Source organism: Streptomyces sp. NPDC052036 (genome assembly GCF_040680495.1).
Lineage (GTDB): Bacteria > Actinomycetota > Actinomycetes > Streptomycetales > Streptomycetaceae > Streptomyces.
The window spans coordinates 70,577-93,291 of sequence record NZ_JBFAWW010000030.1 but is presented as its reverse complement, the minus strand read 5'-3'; the positions used below and the strand labels follow the sequence as shown (position 1 = coordinate 93,291).

Genomic DNA, 22,715 nt, shown 5'->3' with positions numbered 1-22,715 from the left:
CTCAAACCCTTCCCCCCCCCCCCGCCTTCCCTACCCTACACCACCCCCCTCACCAGGGGGGGGCGGGCCCCCCCCACGGGGCCCCCCCTCCCCCCTGTGTACGGTCAGCCCAGCCGGGCCGCCAGCCCGCCCGTGCAGCGCACCTCGTCGCCCGCCGTGATCAGCAGTGCTTCCACGTCCGGCAGCGACTCCAGCCAGGCCAGCCCATCCCGCGAGCCCATCGCGAACGCGGCCGTCGCCCAGCAGTCCGCCCAGGTCAGCCGGGGAGCCACCACGGTCACCGCGACCAGGTCGGTCACCGCCGAACGCCCGGTGCGCGGGTCCACGATGTGCGTGCCGCGCTCCGCGGTCCCGGACGTGGCCACGGCCAGCTCCTCGGCACCGGCCGCGGAGACCACCGCGGCGAGCCCGCCGGGACGCAGTGGATCCGACACCCCGACCCGCCAGGGGCGGTGCGGCCCGGGAGCCCCGTACAGCTGGACGTCACCGCCGCCGTTGACGCTCACTCCGCTCGCCCCGGTCGCCGACAGCAGCCGGGCCGCCCGTTCGACCGCCCAGCCCTTGACGATCCCGGTCGGGTCGGTCCGTCCCGCGTAGCGCGTGCTGAACCAGCCGTCGCTGAGCCGCTCCGCCTCGGCACCGAGCGCGAGCACCTCGGCGACCTCCGGGTCGCACTCCTCGACGGTCGTCTCACCACGGGCGAGCCGCGAGATCTGGCTGTTCTCCCGGTAGGTGCTGAACACCTCGTCCACCCGGTGGAGTCCGGCGATCGCCTCCTCCAACGCGGTGCGCACGGCCTCGGGTTCGCCGCCGCGCACATCGAAGGAGACGACGGTGCCCATCACCTCCTCCGCGTGGCGCAGCGCGGGCGGAGCCCCGGCGGGATCGGTCACCTCTTCGGACACTCAGCCACCGGCCTTGTCCAGAGCCGACTGCAGGGACTGCTTGTACCCGGTGCTGGTGTACGTCGCGCCGGAGACCGCGTCGATGTTCGCACTCTGTGCGCTCACCGCCTCCTGGTTGAGCTTGGGGACGGACATGGCGGTCTTCTGGTCGCTGAGTCCGCCCTTGGGTGCCTGCACGGCCTCGGCCTTGGTGATCTTCCCGCCGCTGACGGTGAGACGTACCTGGACATCGCCGTACTGGGTCTGGGCCACGTCACCCAGGACCGTACGGGCCTGGGCCGACGACCCTGAAGACGACCCCGAGCCGCCCGCGGAGCCGTTGCCTGCCGCGGAGCCGGAGGAACCGCCGCCCGGCGCGGCCTTCGCCTTGTCGATCGCCGACTGAAGCGACTGCTTGTAGCCGCCGCTGGTGTAGGTGGCGCCGGAGACCGCGTCGATCTGCGCGCTCTGCGCGGCGACGGCCTCCTGGTTGAGCTTGGGGACGGACATGGCGGTCTTCTGGTCGCTGAGTCCGCCCTTGGGTGCCTGCACGGCCTCGGCCTTGGTGATCTTCCCGCCGCTCAGCGTCAGACGCACCTGGACATCGCCGTACTGCGTCCTGGCCACGTCGCCGGTGACGGTCTGCGCGCCGGTCTGCTGTCCGCTGCCGCCCTGCGGCGCCTCCTGGGCCGCGGCCGTCTGCTGCGCCGCGACCCCGCCCGCCGCCTGGGCGGACGCCGGATCCGACGCCGGCTTCAGCGACAGCAGCAGGACGATCCCTGACACGGTGGCGGCGCCGGCGAGCACGGCACGCCGCAGGGGGTGGCTCTTCCTCATCGCTCCCAAAGCTCCTGAATCCCGTCGCTCACATCTCGAACGACTCGTGATGGATGCGGCGGGCGGGAACCCCCGCGCCGCGCACTGCTTCGTACACCTGCTGTGCGAATCCGGGCGGCCCGCACATGAAGACGTCGTGGTGGTCGATGTCCGGCAGCTTCCGGCGCAGGGTGTCCGCCGAGATGTCCGGACGCTCGCCCTCCGGGCTGTTGACCGCGTACATCAGCCGGGCGCCGCGCTCCTCGGCGATCTGGGCCAACTCGTCCCACAGAGCCAGGTCCTGCGTGGTGTTCGCCCGGTAGAGGAGGGTCAGATCGCCGGGCGCGCCGGGCAGTGTCTCGAACAGCGCCCGCATCGGCGTGATGCCGACACCGCCGGCCACCAGCAGCACCTTGCCGCGGCTGCGCCGGTCCGCCGTCAGCGCCCCGTAAGGTCCCTCCGCCCACACGCGGGTCCCGGGCGTGAGGTCCCGCAGCGCGGAGCTGTGGTCACCGATGGCCTTCACCGTGATGCGCAGCATGTTGGGGCGGGGCGCCGCCGACAGCGAGTACGGATGCGAGCTGAAGCGCATACCGGGCGCGAGGAAGCGCCAGCGGAAGAACTGCCCCGCCGTCGCGCCCATCCGGTGCAGCTTCCGGCCCGTCATCAGCACCGAGACGATTCCGGGCGTCTCCTCGATGACCGCCTCGACCCGCAGCCGGTGGCGCAGGTTCAGCCGGAGCGGGGTGATGATGCGGTACCAGATCACCAGCGCGGTCACCGAGCCGTAGAGCGCGTACCAGGCGGTCTTGGCCGCGGGCTGGACGGCGAACTCGTTGCCCGTCGACAGCTGGTGCCAGAAGGACAGATACGTGGCCGCGTAGGTGAGCAGATGGACGTGGTACCAGAGGTCGTACGAGATCCTGCGGCGGATCGGGCCGATCGAGATGAGCCCGATGAGGATCAACAGACCTGTGCCGATGGTGGCCTTGCCCACGTCCGGCAGCTGGTTGATCGAGTCGATGGTCTGCTGCACGATCCCGCCCAGCCCCTTGCCGCTCTGCAGGGCGTAGCCCCACATGGTCAGGAAGAGGTGGGCGAGGACCAGGCAGATGGTGTACCGGCCGGTCATGGCGTGCCAGCGGGCGACCCGGTCGGAGCCGACCCGCCGCTCCAGCGCGGGAACCCGCGCCATCTGGAGCACGACCAGGGCCATCAGATAGCCGGCGAGCAGGCCGGTGATCCGCCCCGCGTTGAGGATCCTGCTGTTGTTGTCGGCGATGGACGGGGTGTTCATCCACCACAGCCAGATGACGCCCGCCGCGCCCGCCCAGACCGCGACCAACAGCGGGACGGCAGGGGAGCGGCGTGGGCGGATGGCGCGCATCGTCTGGCGCCGCGCGGCGCGGCCACCGGCGATCGTGGACACGGTGTCCTCCGTGATCCTCCGTGGGACGGGTGAGGCCAGTGGCCCCCTTGGCCCAGAGGTACGTGCGAGACCTTCCCCGCGTTCAAAGCCCCGCGGAGTCGAGGGCCGACTGCAGTGACTGGCGGTAGCCCTCGCTGGTGTAACTGGCGCCGGAGACGGTGTCGATGTCCGCGCTCTGGGTGGCGAGGACCTCCCTCCGCAGCTGTGGCAGCGCATAACTGTTGATCTCCTGGTCCCTGGGGTTGTCCCGGGGGTAGTCGACCGCCGTGACATCGGTGATCCGGCCGCTCGTCACCGTGACGCGGACCTGGACGGGTCCCCAGCGGGTCTGCACGGAGTTCCCGGTGACGGCCTTGGCGCCGGTGGAGGCGCGGGATCCGTTCGATCCGTCCGATCCACTCGACGCGCTCGCCGCGCCCGACCCCGACGGCGCGGGCGCGCCGGCCGCCAGGGACGGTGCCGTGTGCGGCTTCAGCGACAGCAGCATCACCGTGCCGGTCACCGTGGCCGCGCTCGCCAGGACGATGCGCCGCAGCGGGCTCGTCCTCCTCAATGGATGCATGACGCCCTCACAGCTCGAACGACTCGTGGTGGATACGACGGTCCGGGACCCCCGCCGCGTGCAGTGCCTCGTACATGTCCTCGGCGAAGGCGGGCGGGCCGCACAGGAAGACGTCGTGGTCGTCGAGTTCGGGCACCGAGGCGTGCAGAGTGCCGGGTGTCAGCCGCGGCCGCGAGCCGTCCTCGCCGTTGAGGGCGTACAGCACCCGGCCGCCCCGTCGGCGGGCGATGGCCTCCAGTTCGCCGCCCAGCGCCAGGTCCTCGGCCGAGCGCGCCCGGTACAGCAGCGTCACCTCGCCCGGCAGCGTCTCGAACAGGGCGCGCAGCGGGGTGATCCCGACGCCGCCCGCGATCAGCAGGGACCTTCCGCCGGTCCGTCGTTCGGCGGTCAGCGATCCGTACGGGCCCTCCGCCCACACCCGGGTGCCCGGCCGCAGCAGCGCGACCGACGCGCTGTGGTCGCCGAGCGCTTTGACGGTGATCCGCAGCCGGGTGGAGCGGGGCGGCGCCGACAGGGAGTACGGCGTCGAGGTCCAGCGCAGGCCGTCCGCGAGGAACCGCCAGCGGAAGAACTGCCCCGGCGCCGCACCCAGTTCGTCAAGGCGCCGGCCCTCCACGACCACGGACCACACCCCCCGCGCCTCCTGGTGCACCGCCTCCACCCGCAGCCGGTGACGCAGGTTCAGCCGTACGGGGGCCAGGATCCGGAACCACAGCACCAGGGCCGCGGCCCCCAGGTACAGCGCGTACCAGGCGCCCCGCGCAAGGGCGTTCCCGGCGAACTCCGCGCCCAGCGCCAGCTGGTGGCCGAAGGTGAGGAAGACGGCGGCGTAGGTCAGGAGGTGGACGTAGTACCAGAACTCGTGGCCGGTCCGGCGGCGGACCGCGCGCATCGACGTGATCCCGACGGCGAACAGGACGACCGTCCCGAGGGCGGCTTTGATCATCTCCGGATAGTCGAGGACCACCGTGAGCGTCTCGTGCACGAGCGAGACCCGGTCCTGGGCGGCATACCCGGCGATGATCAGGACGAGATGCGCGACCAGCAGACAGACCGTGTACCGTCCGGCCCGCGCATGCCACCGAGCCACCCGGTCCGAGCCGATCCGCGTCTCCAGGAGCGGTACCCGGGCCATCAGTGCGACCAGGACCGCGCAGGTGTACCCGCACAGCAGCCCGGCGATCCGTCCGGCCCCGGTGAGCCGGCCGGCCGTGCCGACCACCGAGTCGGTGTGCTGCCACCACAGGGCGACCACGGCGGCCGCCCCGGCCCACAGTGCGGCCAGCAGCCACGGCGCCGGGGAGCGCCGGACGATCGGCGGCAGGGGCGGCGCCTGCTGCTGGTACACCGTGGCCATGGCGGGTTCCCTTCGGAGGTCGAGGACGCAACTGTGCGGGGGGAACCTCTGAGGGCGCTCTGAGGAACATGAGGCGGGCCTGAACGGGGAGCGGCCGGCGGGGGCGGTCACGCAGGTCGCGGGTGGCGGGGGTGCCGATACTCACAGCGAACTCAGAGGTCCCGGCGGCGTCGGTCACCCCGGGGAAGAGGGATGCTGGTGAGTGCGATGAACACACCCCGGTCCGGCCGCCCCGCCCTCTCCCGCCCCGACGGCACACCCGTGCGGGTCCTCGTCGTCGACGACGACCCGGACCTGGCCGAGGTGCTGTCCGGGGCCCTGCGCTACGAGGGCTGGGACGTACGCACGGCCGGCGACGGGGCCACGGCCGTCGCCGAGGCCCGCGACCACATGCCCGACGCCGTCGTCCTGGACGTGATGCTGCCGGACACCGACGGCTTCGCGGTGCTGCGCTCCCTGCACGGTGTGCAGCCGGACGTCTGTGTGCTGTTCCTCACGGCGCGGGACGCCGTCGAGGACCGCATCGCCGGTATCACCGCGGGCGGTGACGACTATGTGACCAAGCCGTTCAGCCTGGAGGAGGTCGTCGCCCGGCTGCGCGGACTGCTGCGCCGCGCCGGCATGGCCCGGCAGCTGGAGGAGGGCCCCCGGCTGATCGTCGGCGACCTGGTCGTGGACGAGGAAGCCCGCGAGGTGACCCGCGCCGGCGAGCTGATCGAGCTGTCCCCGACGGAGTTCGAACTGCTGCGCTTCCTGATGCGCAATCCGCGGCGCGTGCTCAGCAAGGCGCAGATCCTGGACCGCGTGTGGTCGTACGACTTCGGCGGCCAGGCCCATGTCGTCGAGCTGTACATCTCGTATCTGCGCAAGAAGGTGGACGCGGGCCGCGAGCCCATGATCCACACCGTGCGCGGAGCCGGGTATGTGCTCAAGCCGGTGGTCCGGTGAGGGCGTTGCGGGCGGCGGTAAGGCGGCTGCGACACCTGCCCCGGCCCCGGACCCTGCGGGCCCGGCTCACCGCCGGGCTCGTGGTGTTGCTCGCGCTCAGCTGCGCCGCCGTCGGGGTGGCCGCCGTGGTGGAGCTGAACGGCTTTCTCACCGGGCGCCTGGACCAGCAACTGCGCGATGTCGGTCCGAGGTTCCCGGCGAGCCTCGAACACGGGGTCAAGCCGTCCGACCATGACGGCGACGAACGCGGAGACACCCGCAAGCAGTCCGCCGGCACCTTCGGTGCTCGCCTCGTCGGCGCCACGGTCACCAACGCGGCGGTGGTGCGCCCCGGCGACCAGAGCACCGATCTGCGCGCCCCGCTGAGCGCCCGGGACGAGCACACGCTCGCGGCGGTCCCCACGGACGGCCGGGGCCACAGCATCCGGCTGTCGTCCCTCGGCGGCTACCGCGTGCTGGCGACGACCGGCCGCGACGGCGACGTCCTGCTCACCGGGCTGCCGCTGGAACCGGTCCAGGCGGCCGTGCACCGGCTGGAGTGCGTCGCCGCCGTCGTCTTCGGCGCGGCCCTCGCGGTCACCGGTGTCGCGGGCGCCGTCTGGGTGCGCTGGTCCCTGCGGCCGCTCAGCCGGGTCGCCGACACCGCCGTCCGGGTCAGCGAGCTGCCGCTCGCCAGCGGCGAGGTGGCCCTGCCACCGCGCGCCCCCGAGAGCCATCCGCGCAGCGAGGTGGGCCGGGTCGCCATCGCCTTCAACCGCATGCTCGGCCATGTCGAGGACGCGCTGACCAAGCGGCACGCGAGCGAGGAACGGCTGCGCAGTTTCGCCGCCGACGCCAGCCATGAGCTGCGTACGCCGGTCGCCTCGGTGCGCGGTCACGCCGAGCTGGCGCTGCTGCACCCGGGCCCGGTCCCGCCCGAGGTGCACCGTGCCCTGGAGCGGATCGCGGCCGAGTCGGCGCGCATGGGCGAGATGGTCGACGATCTGCTGCTGCTGGCCCGGCTGGACGCGGGCCGCCCGCTGGAGCGCCGTCCCGTCGATCTCACCCGCCTTGTCCTGGACGCGGTCACGGACGCGCGAGCCGCGGGCCCGGACCACCGGTGGACGATGGAGCTGTCCGAGGAGCCGGTCACGGTGACCGGCGACACCCACCGGCTCCAGCAGGTGCTGGCCAATCTGCTGGCCAACGCGCGTCTGCACACCCCGGCCGGCACCAGAGTCCGCGTCTCGCTGGAGGCCGAGGGCCGGGCGGCCGTCCTCGCGGTCCACGACGACGGCCCCGGCGTGCCCGACGATCTCCGCTCCGGCGTCTTCGAACGCTTCACCCGGGCCGATCACCGCCGTCGCCCCGACCACCGCGGCGGCGGCGCGGGGCTGGGCCTGTCGATCGTGGCGGGGGTGACGGACGCGCACGGCGGCACGGTGGAACTGGACAGCCGCCCCGGCGCCACGACGTTCACCGTGCGGCTGCCGGGCGGCGCGGCGGCCGAGGACGGGCGGACCGGGGTCAGTAGCGGGTGAGCGCGGTGGGCCCGCTCGCGGTACCGATCGCGATGTGCGGCGCCCGCGCGGGGTCCGCCCAGGCCAGGATCGTCCGCATCGCCGCGCTGGGCACCGACACACAGCCCTCCGTCGCTGCCTTGCCGTTGACGTGCAGGAAGATGCCGGCGCCGCGGTCGTGCACCGGGGCGTGGTAATTGAAGCCGATGACCAGGGCGTGCGAGTACTGCGGGTCGTAGGCGATCAGATGCTCCGACTCCGAGGCCCGGCAGTCGGCCGGCAGGGGCTCCGTCCAGCGGTTGTAGGAGCGCGAGCCGCTGTCCTGGCACCACCAGGAGTCCTGGTGCACCCGGCGGTAGCGGGTCTTTGTCCCCGGAGGCGCGGCCGCGATGCCGAACGCGTACGGCAGGTCGAACAGCCCTGTCGGAGTCGTGCTGGTGCCCTGTCTGCGCGAGTCGCCCGCCACGAGCCCGTGCGCGCCGAAGCGGGCGGGCGCCGAACCCGCCTTCACCCACTGTCCGCCCCGCCGGTCCCACCAGGTGACCGTGCCCGTGGTGGCGGCGGTCGTGGCCGCCTCCGCGGTGATCAGCTGGGTGCCGCCGCCGGTGTCCGCCATCCGCTGGGGCCCCGGGACCTCCCAGGCGGGGTGCGGTGCGGCACCGAGCAGGGAGAGGAGGGAGGCGGAGACAAGGGCGACGACACCGGAGCGCATGGCTCAGAACGTAGACGGCGGCAGCGGCAACGGCAGTCCCGGCAGGCCGTCGAGGCTCGTTTCGATGTGGTCTTTCCTTCGGAAGTACGTATCGAGGGAGGCGTCGTCCTCGCGCGCGAATCGCTTGGCGTGCAGATCGCGGTCCTCCTGGTACGCCATGAAGGGGACCGCGTAGCCACAGCTGTCCCGGATGAGCTCCGCGGTCACGACGATGATCGCGCGCAGACCGTGCGGGGTCGGGTCGATGTCCGGGAAACGCGCGAGGAGGTCCCCGAAGCGCGGGTCGTCGCGGAAGACCGGCTCCCCACGGCCGTGCACCCGCACGATGTCGGGCGGGCCCTGGAAGGCGCACCACATCAGGGTGATCCGGCCGTTCTCCCGCAGATGCGCGATGGTCTCGGCGTTGGACCCGGCGAAGTCGAGGTAGGCCACGGTGTGGTCGTCCAGGACGACGAAGGACCCCTTGAGCCCCTTGGGGGAGAGGTTGACCGTGCCGTCGGCGCCCAGGGGAGCGGTGGCGGTGAAGAAGAGGGGCTGTGCCTCGATGAACGACCGCAGTCTGTCGTCTATGCGTTCATAGGTCTTTCCCATGGGGCCGATTATCGGGAAAGATCTTTCGGCTGTCTAAGGAGTTCGCTCCTCCGAGGGATGCCCTCGGAGGAGCCCGTGGCCGCCCCGGCCGGCGCGCGGGGCGGCCACGGTGCCTGTCACGTCACTTGGTGAGCGTGCAGGCGGCCAGGGAGTCCAGACCCTGCGGCTTGGCAGCGGTCCGGCCGATGGCGGTGGCGATGCGGTTGACGGTCGCGATGCGCTTGTCCTTGAGGGGGCCGAGGATCGCGTTCTGGACGAAGTTGGGGCCGCCCTGGCCGACGGTGTCGGCGAGTCGCTTGTCGGCCTCGGCGATCTGGGTGTTCAGAAGGTCGAGGTTGCGGGCGACCTCGGCCTGGGCGGACGCGGGGACGGCCGGGAGCTGGGACTTCACGTCCGGGCACGTGATCGTCCCGGCGCCGCCGCCCGCCGCGTTCCCGGCAGCGTCGTTCCCGCCGGCCGGCTGCGAGGCGTTCCCGCTCGCCTGCTGGGAGGCGCCCGCGCCCGCGGCGGCCGTGGCGCCGTTGTTCGCCACGCCGCCGTTGCCGAGCGTGCAGGCGGCCAGGGAGTCCAGGCCCTGCGGCTTGGTGCCCTTGCGGCCGATGGCGATGACGATCCGGTCGATCGTCGAGGTGCGCTTGTCCTTGAGGGGGCCGAGGATCGCGTTCTGGACGAAGTTGGGGCCGCCCTGGCCGACGGTGTCGGCGAGTCGCTTGTCGGCCTCGGCGATCTGGGTGTTCAGAAGGTCGAGGTTGCGGGCGACCTCGGCCTGGGCGGACGCGGGGACGGCCGGGAGCTGGGACTTCACGTCCGGGCACGTGATCGTCCCAGTGGCCGCCAAGGGCTTGGCGCTGTTGCTCTGGGACGTCTCCCCGGCGAGGGCGGAACCGGCGATCACCGCGCCGGACAACGCCACTGCGGCGGCGCCGCCGACGATCGCCACGCGACGCTTGTTGTACTTCGGAAGAGCCCTGGACATGGAGATGCCTCACTCGGGTCGGGACGACTGCCGTGACGGACACGGCGGTCGGGGTGGCCTGTGGTGACGGACGCGGCGCCTGCGTTCGGCGAGTGGTACGGGAAAGCGGTTTCGCGCGTTCAAGGAGTTTCGAAATCCCCTTTCGAATCCCCGCCACGACCCGGATGAGATTGACGAATCATGCAGGGTCCTGCATACTCATGCATATCAGCGAATGCACTGTGAGGGAGAAACCCGTGACTGAGCGCGTCGTACTCGCCTACTCCGGCGGTCTGGACACCTCCGTCGCCATCGGCTGGATCGCCGAGGAGACCGGCGCCGAGGTCATCGCCGTCGCCGTGGACGTCGGCCAGGGCGGCGAGGACCTGGACGTCATCCGCAAGCGCGCCCTCGCCTGCGGTGCCGTCGAGGCCGAGGTCGCCGACGCCAAGGACGAGTTCGCCGACGAGTACTGCCTCCCGGCGATCAAGGCCAACGCCCTCTACATGGACCGCTACCCGCTGGTCTCGGCCCTGTCCCGGCCGACGATCGTCAAGCACCTCGTCGCCGCCGCCAAGAAGCACGGCGCCACCACGGTCGCCCACGGCTGCACCGGCAAGGGCAACGACCAGGTCCGCTTCGAGGCCGGCATCGTCGCCCTCGCCCCCGACCTCAAGTGCATCGCGCCGGTCCGTGACTACGCGATGACCCGTGACAAGGCCATCGCCTTCTGCGAGGCCAAGGGCCTGCCGATCGCGACCACCAAGAAGTCCCCGTACTCCATCGACCAGAACGTCTTCGGCCGGGCCATCGAGACCGGCTTCCTGGAGGACATCTGGAACGCCCCGATCGAGGACATCTACGAGTACACCTCGAACCCGGCCGAGCCCCGCGACGCCGACGAGGTGATCATCACCTTCAAGGAGGGTGTCCCGGTCGCCGTCGACGGCAAGCCCGTCACCGTCCTGCAGGCCATCCAGCAGCTCAACGAGCGGGCCGGCGCCCAGGGCATCGGCCGGATCGACATGGTCGAGGACCGCCTCGTCGGCATCAAGTCCCGCGAGGTGTACGAGGCTCCGGGCGCGATCGCCCTGATCACCGCCCACCAGGAGCTGGAGAACGTCACCGTCGAGCGCGAACTCGCCCGCTACAAGCGGCAGGTCGAGCAGCGCTGGGGCGAACTGGTCTACGACGGCCAGTGGTTCTCGCCGCTCAAGCGCGCCCTGGACGGCTTCGTCGACGAGGCCAACCAGCATGTCTCCGGCGACGTCCGCATGACCCTGCACGGCGGCCGCGCGGTCGTCACCGGCCGGCGCTCCGGAGAGTCGCTGTACGACTTCGACCTCGCCACCTACGACACTGGCGACACCTTCGACCAGTCCGCGGCCAAGGGCTTCATCGACATCTACAGCCTGTCGTCGAAGATCGCCGCCAAGCGGGACCTCGCGTAGGACGCAGGGCCTCTCGCACGCCCGACCGACACGCATGAGCTGACGGCCGCCTCCTCACTCCCGGGTGGGGAGGCGGCGGCACATCCCCACCTTCCCGAGGAGTACAGAGTTGAGCAGCAACAGCGGTGACGTACGGCTCTGGGGCGGCCGGTTCGCCGACGGTCCCGCCGAGGCCCTGGCCAAGCTGTCCGCGTCCGTCCACTTCGACTGGCGGCTCGCGCCGTACGACATCGCCGGTTCCCGCGCCCACGCGCGCGTGCTGCACCGGGCGGGACTCCTCGCCGACGACGAGCTCACCCGGATGCTCGTCGGCCTGGACCGGCTGGAGGCCGACGTGGCCGCGGGCGACTTCACGGGCACCATCGCCGACGAGGACGTCCACACCGCCCTCGAACGCGGTCTCCTCGAACGCCTCGGCCCCGACCTCGGCGGCAAGCTGCGCGCGGGCCGCTCCCGCAACGACCAGGTCGCCACCCTCTTCCGGATGTACCTGCGCGACCACGCCCGCATCGTCGGCGGACTGATCGCCGAGCTCCAGGACGCCCTGGTCGGCCTCGCGGAGGCTCACCCGGACGTGGCGATGCCCGGCCGCACCCATCTGCAGCACGCCCAGCCGGTGCTCTTCGCCCACCATGTGCTCGCGCACGTCCAGGCGCTGTCCCGGGACGCCGAGCGGCTGCGCCAGTGGGACGAGCGCACGGCCGTCTCCCCGTACGGTTCGGGCGCGCTCGCGGGCAGCAGCCTCGGTCTCGACCCGGAGGCGGTCGCCCGGGACCTCGGTTTCGAGCACGGCAGCTCGGCCAACTCCATCGACGGCACGGCCTCCCGTGACTTCGTCGCGGAGTTCGCCTTCATCACCGCGATGATCGGCGTGAACCTCTCCCGGATCGCCGAGGAAGTCATCATCTGGAACACGAAGGAGTTCTCCTTCGTCACCCTCCACGACGCCTTCTCCACCGGCTCCTCGATCATGCCGCAGAAGAAGAACCCGGACATCGCGGAGCTGGCGCGCGGCAAGAGCGGCCGTCTGATCGGCAATCTGACGGGCCTGCTCGCCACCCTCAAGGCCCTGCCGCTCGCGTACAACCGCGACCTCCAGGAGGACAAGGAGCCGGTCTTCGACTCCATCGACCAGCTGGAGGTCCTGCTCCCCGCCTTCACCGGCATGCTGGCCACGCTGACCGTGCACCGCGAGCGCATGGAGGAGCTGGCGCCGGCCGGCTTCTCGCTCGCCACCGACATCGCCGAGTGGCTGGTCAAGCGGGGTGTGCCCTTCCGGGTGGCGCACGAGGTCGCAGGCGAGTGCGTGAAGGCCGCGGAGGCCGAGGGCAAGGAGCTGGACGAGCTGACGGACGAACAGTTCGCCAAGATCAGCGCCCATCTCACCCCCGAGGTCCGCACCGTCCTCGACGTCCCCGGCGCCCTCGCCTCCCGCAACGGCCGCGGCGGCACGGCACCCGAGGCGGTCGCCGTCCAGCTGGCCGAGGTGAAGGCGGACCTGGCAGCCCAGCACGCCTGGGCCACCGCGAAGCTGAAGAAGTAGGCGGGGCGCAGGGGGAAGGAGCGACGCGGGTTACGTTGGTCCGAGCCGCAAGGAGCCGACCGAACCGGAGCCCGCGATGCCCTTCGCTCTTCCCCGAGCTCTCGGCCTCGCACGAGCAGGGGAGACCCCTATGGCCTCAGCCACCACGCCGACCAGCCGCCTGGGCCTGGGTCTGGCCGCCGTCGGGCGCCCGGGATACATCACCCTGGGCCGTGCGCAGGACCTCCCGTCCGACCGCAGTGTCGACGCCCTGCGCACCCGTACCCATGCACTGCTGGACGCGGCCTACGCCCAGGGTGTCCGCTATGTCGACGCGGCCCGCTCCTACGGCCGCTCCGAGGAGTTCCTCGCCGGCTGGCTGACCGCGCACCCCGAGATCGACGACGTCGTCGTCGGCAGCAAATGGGGCTACACCTACACCGCCGACTGGACCACCGACGCCGAGCAGCACGAGGTCAAGGACCACAGCGCCGCCACCTACGAGCGGCAGCGCGCCGAGACCGCCGCGCTGCTCGGCGACCGGCTCGCCCTGTACCAGATCCACTCGGTGACCCCCGACAGCCCGGCGCTCACCGACAGGGAACTCCACGCGAGGCTCGCCCAGGCCGCCGCGCAGGGCCTGACGATCGGTTTCTCCACCAGCGGCCCGGCGCAGGCCGACGCGATCCGCGCCGCGCTCGCCGTGACCGTCGACGGCGCGCCCCTCTTCCGTAGCGTCCAGTCCACGTACAACCTTCTGGAGACCTCGGCCGCCCCCGCGCTGGCCGAGGCCCACGACGCCGGGCTCACGGTGATCGTCAAGGAGGGCATGGCCAACGGCCGGCTGGCGGAGCCGTACGCGCCCGAGGCGCTGAAGGCGGTGGCCGCGCGGACGTCGTACGGCTCCGACGCGGTCGCCCTCGCCGCGGTCCTGCGCCGGCCCTGGGCCGATGTGGTCCTGTCCGGTGCCGCCACCACGGCTCAGCTCACCTCCAATTTGCAGGCCGCGACCGTCGATCTCGACGGGGACCAGCTCGCCCGGCTGGAGGCCCTCGCCGAGGACCCGCGCGCGTACTGGGAGCAGCGGGGACAGCTGCCCTGGCACTGACCCTCCGACGAGACCGCCACTTGGACCGCCACTTGTGAGACCTGTATGCCGCACGTGAGACAAAGATGTCTCACGTGCGCTATTCTTGTCTCATGGCTGTCGATCGTGACCATGTGCTGCGCAGCGCAGCCGCCCTGCTGACCCGGAAATCCACCGCCACCATGGACGAGGTCGCCAAGGCGGCCGGGATCAGCCGGGCCACGCTGCACCGTCACTTCGCCGGGCGCGACGCGCTCGTACGCGCCCTGGAGACACTCGGCATCGAGGAGTGCGAGGCGGCCCTGGACGCCGCACGGCTCGACGAGGGCCCGGCCCAGGAGGCGCTGCGCCGGTTCATGACGCAGATCGAGGCCGCCGCGGCCCTCCTCGCCTTCCTCTACAGCGAGAACCAGCTCTATGAGGGCGAGGAGCAGAACGCGGGCTGGGCCCGGATCGACGCCCGGATGGCCGCGCTGTTCCGGCGCGGTCAGGCAAGCGGCGAGTTCCGTATCGACCTCACCCCGGTCTGGCTCACCGACGCGCTCTACGGCCTGCTGGCCTCGGGCGCCTGGGCCGTGGCGGAGGGCCGCCTGGCCCCCAAGGACTTCACCTACATGATCGCCGAGATGTTCCTCGGCGGCGCGCTCCGGAAAGAGGAACCATGACCAGCACCCTGCGGCACGAGGGTGCCCCCCGCTCCGGCGAGGCCGCGAGCCCGGGGGAGATCGCGGCGCGGGCACAGCGGCGACCGGGCCGGTGGCTCGCGCTCTCGGTCCTCGTGCTCGCCGTGCTGCTGGTGGCCGTGGACGCGACCGTCCTCGGCCTCGCGACCCCCTACATCAGCGAGGACCTGGAGCCGTCCGGCACCCAGCTGCTGTGGATCGGCGACGTCTACTCGTTCGTCATCGCCGGTCTGCTCGTGTCCATGGGCAGCCTCGGCGACCGCATCGGGCGCAAGCGGATCCTGCTTGGCGGCGCCACGGCCTTCGGGCTGATATCCGTCCTCAACGCCTACGCCGCCACGGCGGGGACGATGATCCTCGCGCGGGCGCTGCTCGGGGTCGCGGGCGCGACCCTGATGCCCGCCACACTCGCCCTGATCCGCAACATCTTCCACGACCCGCGCGAGCGCAGCCTCGCGGTCGGGATCTGGGGCGCCACCGCCTCGGCCGGCACGGCGGTCGGCCCGATCGTCGGCGGTTTCCTCCTCGAACACTTCTGGTGGGGCTCGGTCTTCCTCATGAACGTGCCCGTGATGGTGGTTCTCGTCCTCGTCGGCATCCGTACGCTGCCCGAGTCGCGCAACCCGAACCCCGGCCCCTGGGACCTGATCAGCGTCGGGCTGTCGCTGATCGGCCTGGTCGGCGTCGTGTACGCGGTCAAGGAGGCGGCCGCGCACGGGTTCACCTGGCCGGGGGCGGCCACCGGTGTCCTCGGCGTCGCGGCGCTCACCGGCTTCGTCCGCCGCCAGCTGACGCTTCCGGTGCCGCTGCTGGACATGAGGCTGTTCCGCCGCCGCGGCTTCAGCGGCGCGGTCCTCGCCGACCTGCTGACCGTCCTCGGCATGTCCGGGCTGGTCTTCTTCCTCTCGCAGTATCTGCAACTGGTGCAGGGCAGGCGGCCCTTCGAGGCGGGGCTCGCCGAACTGCCCGCCGCCGTCGGCGCGGTGGCCGCGGGTCTCGTCGCGGGCACGGCGGCGCGGCGCTTCTCGGTGCGCGCGGTGGTCTCCGGCGGACTCGCCGCGGTGGGGCTGGCGCTGGCCGCGCTCACCCTCCTCGACCGGACCACCGGCTACTCGATCATCGGGGCCGCGCTGCTGGTCGTGGGCGTGGGCGCGGGACTGTCGTTCACCGTGACCGCGGACGTGATCCTCTCCAGCGTGCCCCGGGACCAGGCGGGCGCCGCGTCGGCGGTCTCCGAGACGGCGTACGAACTGGGCGCGGCCCTCGGTATCGCCCTGCTCGGCTCGATCGTGACCGGTGTCTACCGCGACTTCACCGCCCCGTCGGGCACCCCGGCCATGGCCCACGAGTCGCTGGGCGGCGCGGTCGAGGCGGCGAGGCACCTGCCCGCGGGCACGGGCGAGGCGTTGCTGTCGTCGGCCCGCGAGACCTTCGTCGAGGGCCTGCGGCTGGCGACGGGCGCGGGCGCGGCGGTTCTGCTGGCCACGGCGGTGGCGGCGTGGTTCCTGCTCCGGGGCCAGCGCCTGGAAGGCTCGTCATGATGCGAGGGCCGCGCCCCGGTCGGGGTGCGGCCCTCGTCGACACGCGGCTCCGGTAGGCGGGTGCGAGCTGCCGGCAGGGCCGCGCACCCGCACCGGCGAGTCGCCGCAGGCGCTACGCGGCCTTCGCCTTCGTGGCGTACATGTCCACGTACTCCTGCCCCGACAACCGCATGACCTCGGTCATCACGGAATCGGTGACCGCCCGCAGCACATAGCGGTCCCGGTCCATCCCCTCGTAGCGGGAGAACTCCATCGGCGCACCGAAGCGCACGGTGACCCGTCCCGGACGCGGCATACCGCTGCCGCCCGGCTGCAGCTTGTCCGTGCCGATCATCGCGAACGGGACCACCGGGGCGCCGGTCATCAGGGTGAGGCGGGCGATGCCGGTGCGGCCGCGGTACAGACGGCCGTCGGGGGATCGGGTGCCCTCCGGGTAGATGCCGAAGATCTTGCCCTCCTCCAGCACCCGGCGGCCGGTCATCAGCGCGGCCACGCCGCCGTTCGCGCCGTCCCGGTCCACCGGGATCATGCCGACACCCGTGAAGAACCAGGCCATCAGGCGGCCCTTGAACCCCTTGCCCGTGACGTACTCGTCCTTGCCGATGAAGAACACCTGCCGCGTGGTCACGATCGGCAGCACGATCGAGTCGATGAACGTCAGATGGTTGCCGGCGAGGATGACCGGCCCGTCTCCCGGGATGTGTTCCACGCCCTCCACCCGTGGGCGGAACATCAGGCGCATGATCGGTCCGAGCACTGCCTTGATGAGCGCGAAGCGGGACAACGGGCCCTCCGGTGTCAAGGGATGCGGTATGAGTCTGTGCAGGTGAGGACGATACTCGTGGCGCGTGGTCCGGCGCACATCGGGTTCACCGGGTCGTGACGAGTCATGGACGAGTGTTTACCTGCGGCGTCGTCGTGTCACACGTTCGTCATCCGCCGGACGGGTGTGACGGACATCGCGCCCGAAGGCTGACGGATCGTCACGCGTCCTCCGTACGACGGGTGTCCCGCGCGGGCGCGTCCATGCATCCGGGAGGACGGTCTGCGTGCGGCAGCCGTTCCTGAATACGTCTCCCGGTCGTCACTCGTCCGCATCTACGATCGTTCACGCTTTCGACACGTGTGGTGGGAGGAACCCATGGGGACGCAGGAGTCGTACGAGCAGGGGCGAGGGACGGGCCGGCGGACGCTGCTCGGGGCCGCGGTGCTGGGGGCGGGCGGTGCGGTCCTCGGACTGCCCGGCGTCGCGAGCGCGGACACGCGGCACGGCGGCGGACTGAAGAGCCTGCCCGTGCCGACCGTCATCGGGCACCGGGGCGCCAGCGGCTACCGCCCGGAGCACACCTTCGGCTCCTATCAGCTGGCCCTCGACCTGGGCGCCGACATCGTGGAGGCCGGCGACCTGGTGCCCACCAAGGACGGCCACCTCGTGTGCCGGCACGAGCCGGAGATCGGCGGCACGACCGACGTCGCCGACCACCCCGAGTTCGCCGACCGCAAGACCACCAAGGTGCTGGACGGCGTCTCCACCACCGGCTGGTTCACCGAGGACTTCACCCTCGCCGAGCTGAAGAGGCTGCGCGCGATCGAGCGCATCCCGGCCACCCGGCAGCGCAACACGCTCTACGACGGCCGCTGGGGGATCCCCACCTTCGAAGAGGTGCTCCGGTGGCAGGACGAGCAGACCCGCAAGCGCGGAAAGCAGGTGTGGATCTACCCCGAGACCAAGCATCCGACCTACTTCCGCAAGCTGGGCCTCGGCCTGGAGGAGCGGCTCGCGGAGATCCTGCGGGCGCACGGCAAGGACGGCAGGAACGCGCCCGTCATCATCCAGTCCTTCGAACCGACCAGCATCCAGCGCCTGAACAAGCTGGTCCGCAACCCGCTCGTCGTGCTGCTGTCCACCGCGAACACCCGACCGTGGGACTTCGTCGAGACGGGCGACCTGCGTACGGTGGCCGACCTCATCACCCCCAAGGGCCTCAAGGAGATCGCCTCGTACGCCCAGGGCATCGGCCCGACCCTCGATCTGGTCGTCCCCAAGGACGCGAGCGGCAGTCTCACCCAGCCGTCCACGCTCGTCGCCGACGCGCACGCCGCGGGTCTGATCCTGCACCCCTACACGATGCGCGACGAGAACACCTTCCTGCCCACGAACTTCCACAAGGGCACCGACCCGACGGCGTACGGGGACGCCTTCGGCGCCTTCAAGGCGTACTTCGCGACCGGCATCGACGGCGTCTTCACGGACAACGCCGACACCGGACTGCTCGCCCGCGAGGACTTCTTGCGCGGACGGGGCGTCAACGGCTGACGCGAGCACCCCGATCGGGGTGAATCCCGGCCGCCCCGGAAACCCGTCGCCGGGGCGGCCGCGTCCCGCCGCATATGACCCACGAGATGCTGACGGCCCTGCGCCCGCTGCTCACCGCCGAGGCGTCGGCGGAGGCACACGCGTCGGGGATGGAGCCGGGCGACCTGGAACAGGCGGTGTGGCTGCGGCTCCTGGAACGACTGGACGGGGACCGGCCGCCCGCCGACCCGCCGGGGTGGCTGCGCCGGGCGGTCCGTGCGGAGGCGCGGCGCGGGCGCCGCACCGCCCGCCTCGAACTGCCCTACCGGGCCGAGCCCATGGACGAATCGGGACGCGATCCCGAGCAGCAGGCCCTCATGGCGGCCCGCCGCCGGGCCCTGCACGCGGCCGTACGCCGACTCCCCGGCCGCTGTCCCCGCCTCATGGCGGCACTGCTCTCCCCCCATGACCTGACCTATCGGGAGATCGCGGGGGAGTTGGGTATCTCACAGGGCAGCCTTGGCCCTGAACGCTCCAAATGCCTTGGATGTCTGCGGCGATTGCTGGCGGCGGAGGTTGCGACGCGCGAACCGCGGGGATAGGAGTGGGGGACGACCGGCGATCAGGTGAGCGGGAGGCGTGCGCACATGGGCATGAGCGTGACCATCTCTGTGGCGACCGAGCAGGACGCCGAGCAGATCTTCAGGCTGCAGTACCTGTGCTTCCAGAGCGAGGCCGCGCTGTACGGCAACTACCGCATCGACCCGCTCGTCCAGAGCCTGGACTCGGTCCGCGAGGAGGTCGCCTCGGACTGTGTCTTCGTGGCGCGTCTCGGCGAGGAGGTGGTCGGCTTCGTACGCGGTAGCGTCACCGAGGACGGCGCGGCGTCCATCGGCAAGCTGTGCGTGCACCCCCGGCTGCAGGGACACGGCATCGGCGCCCGTCTGCTGCGGGCCGCGGAGGCGGCGCTGGCCGAGGAGCGCGGCGCGACCAGGTTCCGCCTCAGTGCGGGCCACCGCAGCGAGGGAAATCTGCGGCTCTACCGCCGCCTCGGCTACGAGACCGCCGGCACGTCCCAGGGGGCCGACGGGGTACCGATGATCGTCCTGGAGAAGCAGGCCCCCGCGGCGACGTACGCGACGACGGCCTGAGACCGGCACCGCGCCCCGCGAGGGGCGCACCCCCGGGCGGTGCGGCTCAGCCGTGCTGGTGCCGCGCGTGCGCCTTCCGCAGCCAGTACATGGCCGACAGCGGCAGCAGTACGGGGATGAAGAGGTACCCCATCCCGTAGTCCGACCACACGGTCGCGTCCGGGAACGCGGACGGCTCCGCCAGCGTCCAGGTACCGACGGTGAGGACACCCAGCAGCTCCGCCGCGCAGCACACCAGTGCCGCCCGCCGGGCCGTCTCGCCGCCGCGCACCAGGGAGTAGGTGATGAAGCCGTAGACGACCCCGGCCACCGCGGACAGCGAGTACGCCAGCGGAGCCTTGTCGAACTGCGTCGAGATCTGCACGACCGAGCGCGACACCGCGCCCACCACCATCACGCCGTACAGCCAGACGAGCAGCATGCCGGGCCCGCTGATCAGCCGTGCCTTCGCAGGCTTCTCCTCCGTGGCCGCCATCTCAGCCTCCCCAGATGTCATAGAGCCGCACCTCCAGCACGGCGAGGACCACACCGCCGGCCGCGACCGTCACCGAGCCCCATCGAGTGCGCTCCGTCAGCGACATGAAGCCCGCCGCCGGGACGCAGGCGAAGGCGCCGAGCAGATACGCCACGAAGATCGTCGTGCCCTGCTCCGGCTTCTCGCCCCGCGCCAGCTGGACGAAGCCGACGATCAGCTGGACCAGGGCCAGCAACGTCACCACGGCCATGCCGATGAAGTGCCAGTCCTTGGTGGGCTGATCACGGTAAGCCGCCCAGCCGCACCAGGCAGCGAGCAGCAGCGCGGCGACACCGGTCGCCAGCGTCAGGGCATCAAGCATGCCGTGACCCTATTACGGGCCAAAAAGCCCGGAGCGCTCGCCCCCGGCGGACACCGGGGTACACCGCCCGCCGGGGCCGGCCGGTTCCGGCCACCGTGGCCTTGGCCACAGCCCGTCCCGTCCGCGCGCCGGACGTGTTCCCGTGTGCGGCGCCTCCCGGCCCCGTCCGGACTGGTCAACAGGCCCCTCGGGGCGTCCGTGGGAGTCGACCGCACACTGTCCACGGCAGTCCGAATAGCGGACAGCCGTGGTGGACCCGGGCGGTGTGTCTGCTTTACTGGGGCCCATGACCACGACGAGCTGCCGCACCCTTGCGACCGAGGCGACCTTGACGCCCGGTGCTCGTTGTATGTGTCGAATGTGCGCTTGCTAGAGGGCCCCCGCACCATCCAGAGCCTCGCGCCCCGAAGCGAGTCCGCCGTGCCCTGTCCGTACGCCCGTTGCGTATGCGACTGAGCCTCCCCCCACCGCCATGACGGCGAGGGGAACCCCCGCGCACATGTTCTCCCCCGGTTCGCTCGCGATCGCGAGAACCGTGCCGCGTTCCCACGCACGCACCCGTGCCCGGCGCACACCCACGCCCTGCACTCGACAGTGACGGAATCCCCAGTGATCACCACATCGGGCCTTAGCAAGGTCTACCGCTCACGCGGCCGCGAGGTGACCGCCCTCGACGGCGTCGACCTGCATGTACGCGAGGGCGAGGTGTACGGCGTCATCGGCCAGTCCGGCGCCGGGAAGTCCTCGCTCATCCGCTGCATCAACCTCCTGGAGCGCCCCACCTCCGGCACGGTCACCGTGGCCGGCCAGGACCTCACTGCGCTCGCCGGCCGCGGTCCGCGCGCCGGCCGGGAGCTCCGCCAGGCGCGCAGCCGCATCGGCATGGTCTTCCAGCACTTCAACCTGCTGTCCTCGCGGACGGTCCAGGACAACATCGAGCTGCCGCTGGAGATTCTCGGCAAGTCCGGGAAGGAACGTTCCCGCAAGGCGCTCGAACTGCTCGACCTCGTCGGTCTCGCCGACAAGGCGGGGGCGTACCCGGCCCAGCTCTCCGGCGGTCAGAAGCAGCGCGTCGGTATCGCCCGCGCCCTCGCCGGCGACCCCAAGGTGCTGCTCTCCGACGAGGCGACCAGCGCCCTCGACCCGGAGACCACCCGCTCCATCCTTCAGCTGCTGCGGGACCTGAACCGGCAGCTGGGTCTCACCGTGCTGCTCATCACCCATGAGATGGACGTCGTCAAGACCATCTGCGACTCGGCCGCTCTCATGGAGAAGGGCCTCATCGTCGAGTCCGGCACCGTCAGCGAACTGCTCGCCACCCCGGGCTCCGAACTGGCCGCCGCCCTCTTCCCGCTCAGCGGCGTCGCGTCCGACGACGCCCGCACCGTCGTCGACGTCACCTTCCACGGCGACGCGGCCACCCAGCCCGTCATCTCGCAGCTCTCGCGCACCTACAACATCGACATCTCGATCCTCGGTGCCGCGATGGACACCGTCGGCGGCAAGCAGGTCGGCCGGATGCGCATCGAACTGCCCGGCCGCTACGAGGAGAACGTGGTGCCGATCGGCTTCCTGCGCGAGCAGGGCCTGCAGATCGACGTCGTGGGCCGGGCCGAGGAGTCCGAGCTGGTCAAGGAAGGTGCCAAGTGAGCTGGTCCGAGATGCAGCCGCTGCTGTCGCAGGCGTCCTGGGACACCCTCTACATGGTCGGCTGGTCCACGCTGATCGCCGTCGTCGGCGGACTGCCCCTCGGCGTCCTGCTCGTTCTCACGGACCGGGGCGGGCTGCTGCAGAACGTCGTGGCCAACAAGGTCATCGGGCAGATCGTGAACATCGCCCGCTCGATGCCCTTCATCATCCTGATGGTCGCCCTGATGAGCTTCACCCGCTGGGTCACCGGGACGACCATCGGCCGCGAGGCGGCCATCGTCCCGCTCGCCATCGGCGCCATCCCCTTCTTCGCGCGTCTGGTCGAGACGGCCGTCCGCGAAGTGGATGGCGGACTCGTGGAGGCCGTACAGGCCATGGGCGGCAACACCTGGACCATCGTCCGCAAGGTCCTCGTCCCGGAGTCCCTGCCGTCACTGATCTCCTCCGCCACCACCACAGTCGTCGCCCTCATCGGCTACTCCGCGATGGCCGGCACGGTCGGCGCCGGCGGCCTCGGCGACATCGCCATCCGCTACGGCTACCAGCGCTTCGAGACCCAGCTGATGTGGATCACCGTGGCGATCCTCGCCGTCGTCATCTCGCTCATCCAGTTCGCCGGCGACTACGCGGCCCGCTCCCTGCACCGCCGCGGCGGGCGCTCCGGCCCGGGACCGCGACTGCGGCTGCTCAAGGCCGGGAAGCCCGCGGCGGCCGATGTGAGCAAGGCCGCCTGAGCCCCGCCCGG

The 22,715-nt window shown here is 71.6% G+C and carries 23 protein-coding genes; 12 read left to right on the top strand and 11 right to left on the bottom strand.

Annotated features, from left to right (window positions below; all coding sequences use genetic code 11):
• Positions 1 to 104: 104 nt before the first annotated feature.
• The 5 genes from AB0L95_RS31215 to AB0L95_RS31195 form a co-directional block, all read right to left on the bottom strand.
• Positions 105 to 893: an FAD:protein FMN transferase gene (locus AB0L95_RS31215; protein ID WP_365167322.1), complete on the bottom strand. Its 789-nt coding sequence runs from the start codon at positions 891 to 893 to the stop codon at positions 105 to 107.
• 12 nt (positions 894 to 905) lie between these two features.
• The gene (locus AB0L95_RS31210; RefSeq protein ID WP_365167319.1) at positions 906 to 1,721 is read right to left on the bottom strand and encodes an FMN-binding protein; all 816 of its coding nucleotides are present in this window, start codon (positions 1,719 to 1,721) and stop codon (positions 906 to 908) included.
• A gap of 28 nt (positions 1,722 to 1,749) precedes the next feature.
• Entirely contained in the window at positions 1,750 to 3,087 is a 1,338-nt protein-coding gene (locus tag AB0L95_RS31205) for a ferredoxin reductase family protein (protein WP_365167332.1), read from the bottom strand.
• 124 nt (positions 3,088 to 3,211) lie between these two features.
• Positions 3,212 to 3,691, bottom strand: coding sequence for an FMN-binding protein (locus AB0L95_RS31200; RefSeq protein ID WP_365167317.1), 480 nt, complete (start codon positions 3,689 to 3,691; stop codon positions 3,212 to 3,214).
• Between the two features lie 7 nt (positions 3,692 to 3,698).
• Complete coding sequence (locus tag AB0L95_RS31195; protein ID WP_365167315.1) at positions 3,699 to 5,048, bottom strand: ferredoxin reductase family protein; 1,350 nt, start codon at positions 5,046 to 5,048, stop codon at positions 3,699 to 3,701.
• A gap of 207 nt (positions 5,049 to 5,255) precedes the next feature.
• Here AB0L95_RS31195 and AB0L95_RS31190 point away from each other — a divergent pair, with 207 nt between their 5' ends.
• Complete coding sequence (locus tag AB0L95_RS31190; RefSeq protein WP_365167313.1) at positions 5,256 to 5,996, top strand: response regulator transcription factor; 741 nt, start codon at positions 5,256 to 5,258, stop codon at positions 5,994 to 5,996.
• Complete coding sequence (locus AB0L95_RS31185) at positions 5,993 to 7,516, top strand: HAMP domain-containing sensor histidine kinase (RefSeq protein ID WP_365167311.1); 1,524 nt, start codon at positions 5,993 to 5,995, stop codon at positions 7,514 to 7,516. Before AB0L95_RS31190 ends, AB0L95_RS31185 begins: the two co-directional genes overlap by 4 nt.
• On the opposite strand, the gene AB0L95_RS31180 is transcribed toward AB0L95_RS31185, so the two are convergent.
• From AB0L95_RS31180 to AB0L95_RS31170, 3 genes are all read right to left on the bottom strand, one after another.
• Positions 7,503 to 8,207: a L,D-transpeptidase family protein gene (locus AB0L95_RS31180; RefSeq protein WP_365167309.1), complete on the bottom strand. Its 705-nt coding sequence runs from the start codon at positions 8,205 to 8,207 to the stop codon at positions 7,503 to 7,505. The two genes, AB0L95_RS31185 and AB0L95_RS31180, sit on opposite strands and share 14 nt — an antisense overlap.
• A 3-nt stretch (positions 8,208 to 8,210) precedes the next feature.
• Entirely contained in the window at positions 8,211 to 8,798 is a 588-nt protein-coding gene (locus AB0L95_RS31175) for a pyridoxamine 5'-phosphate oxidase family protein (protein ID WP_365167307.1), read from the bottom strand.
• A 121-nt stretch (positions 8,799 to 8,919) separates the two neighbouring features.
• Positions 8,920 to 9,774 (bottom strand): hypothetical protein, encoded by an 855-nt coding sequence (locus tag AB0L95_RS31170; RefSeq protein ID WP_365167305.1) that lies wholly within the window; start codon positions 9,772 to 9,774, stop codon positions 8,920 to 8,922.
• A 236-nt stretch (positions 9,775 to 10,010) separates the two neighbouring features.
• Between AB0L95_RS31170 and AB0L95_RS31165 the strand changes: the two genes are divergently transcribed.
• The 5 genes from AB0L95_RS31165 (at position 10,011) to AB0L95_RS31145 (ending at position 16,037) form a co-directional block, all read left to right on the top strand.
• Positions 10,011 to 11,204, top strand: coding sequence for an argininosuccinate synthase (locus AB0L95_RS31165; protein WP_365167302.1), 1,194 nt, complete (start codon positions 10,011 to 10,013; stop codon positions 11,202 to 11,204).
• A 109-nt stretch (positions 11,205 to 11,313) separates the two neighbouring features.
• Positions 11,314 to 12,747: an argininosuccinate lyase gene (argH, locus tag AB0L95_RS31160; RefSeq protein ID WP_365167300.1), complete on the top strand. Its 1,434-nt coding sequence runs from the start codon at positions 11,314 to 11,316 to the stop codon at positions 12,745 to 12,747.
• A 130-nt stretch (positions 12,748 to 12,877) separates the two neighbouring features.
• A complete protein-coding gene (locus AB0L95_RS31155) occupies positions 12,878 to 13,834 on the top strand; it encodes an aldo/keto reductase (RefSeq protein ID WP_365167298.1) in 957 nt (318 codons plus the stop codon).
• A 92-nt stretch (positions 13,835 to 13,926) separates the two neighbouring features.
• Positions 13,927 to 14,478, top strand: a complete 552-nt coding sequence (locus AB0L95_RS31150; protein WP_365167296.1) for a helix-turn-helix domain-containing protein — start codon at positions 13,927 to 13,929, stop codon at positions 14,476 to 14,478.
• Complete coding sequence (locus AB0L95_RS31145) at positions 14,475 to 16,037, top strand: MFS transporter (protein ID WP_365167293.1); 1,563 nt, start codon at positions 14,475 to 14,477, stop codon at positions 16,035 to 16,037. Before AB0L95_RS31150 ends, AB0L95_RS31145 begins: the two co-directional genes overlap by 4 nt.
• A gap of 112 nt (positions 16,038 to 16,149) precedes the next feature.
• Here the strand turns inward: AB0L95_RS31145 and AB0L95_RS31140 are convergent, their stop codons facing one another.
• Positions 16,150 to 16,839, bottom strand: coding sequence for a lysophospholipid acyltransferase family protein (locus AB0L95_RS31140; protein ID WP_365167290.1), 690 nt, complete (start codon positions 16,837 to 16,839; stop codon positions 16,150 to 16,152).
• A gap of 339 nt (positions 16,840 to 17,178) precedes the next feature.
• Between AB0L95_RS31140 and AB0L95_RS31135 the strand changes: the two genes are divergently transcribed.
• The 3 genes from AB0L95_RS31135 (at position 17,179) to AB0L95_RS31125 (ending at position 19,484) form a co-directional block, all read left to right on the top strand.
• Positions 17,179 to 18,354: a glycerophosphodiester phosphodiesterase gene (locus AB0L95_RS31135; protein ID WP_365167287.1), complete on the top strand. Its 1,176-nt coding sequence runs from the start codon at positions 17,179 to 17,181 to the stop codon at positions 18,352 to 18,354.
• Between the two features lie 74 nt (positions 18,355 to 18,428).
• On the top strand, positions 18,429 to 18,935 hold the full coding sequence (locus tag AB0L95_RS31130; RefSeq protein ID WP_365167285.1) for a sigma-70 family RNA polymerase sigma factor: 507 nt from the start codon (positions 18,429 to 18,431) through the stop codon (positions 18,933 to 18,935).
• 45 nt (positions 18,936 to 18,980) lie between these two features.
• Positions 18,981 to 19,484, top strand: a complete 504-nt coding sequence (locus AB0L95_RS31125; protein WP_365167283.1) for a GNAT family N-acetyltransferase — start codon at positions 18,981 to 18,983, stop codon at positions 19,482 to 19,484.
• 46 nt (positions 19,485 to 19,530) lie between these two features.
• On the opposite strand, the gene AB0L95_RS31120 is transcribed toward AB0L95_RS31125, so the two are convergent.
• Complete coding sequence (locus tag AB0L95_RS31120) at positions 19,531 to 19,959, bottom strand: hypothetical protein (protein WP_365167281.1); 429 nt, start codon at positions 19,957 to 19,959, stop codon at positions 19,531 to 19,533.
• A gap of 1 nt (position 19,960) precedes the next feature.
• Positions 19,961 to 20,320 (bottom strand): hypothetical protein, encoded by a 360-nt coding sequence (locus tag AB0L95_RS31115; protein WP_365167278.1) that lies wholly within the window; start codon positions 20,318 to 20,320, stop codon positions 19,961 to 19,963.
• 609 nt (positions 20,321 to 20,929) lie between these two features.
• On the opposite strand from AB0L95_RS31115, the gene AB0L95_RS31110 reads away from it, so the two are divergent.
• Both AB0L95_RS31110 and AB0L95_RS31105 read left to right on the top strand, forming a co-directional pair.
• The gene (locus AB0L95_RS31110) at positions 20,930 to 21,970 is read left to right on the top strand and encodes an ATP-binding cassette domain-containing protein (protein ID WP_365167275.1); all 1,041 of its coding nucleotides are present in this window, start codon (positions 20,930 to 20,932) and stop codon (positions 21,968 to 21,970) included.
• On the top strand, positions 21,967 to 22,704 hold the full coding sequence (locus tag AB0L95_RS31105; RefSeq protein WP_365167273.1) for a methionine ABC transporter permease: 738 nt from the start codon (positions 21,967 to 21,969) through the stop codon (positions 22,702 to 22,704). Before AB0L95_RS31110 ends, AB0L95_RS31105 begins: the two co-directional genes overlap by 4 nt.
• Positions 22,705 to 22,715 lie beyond the last annotated feature (11 nt).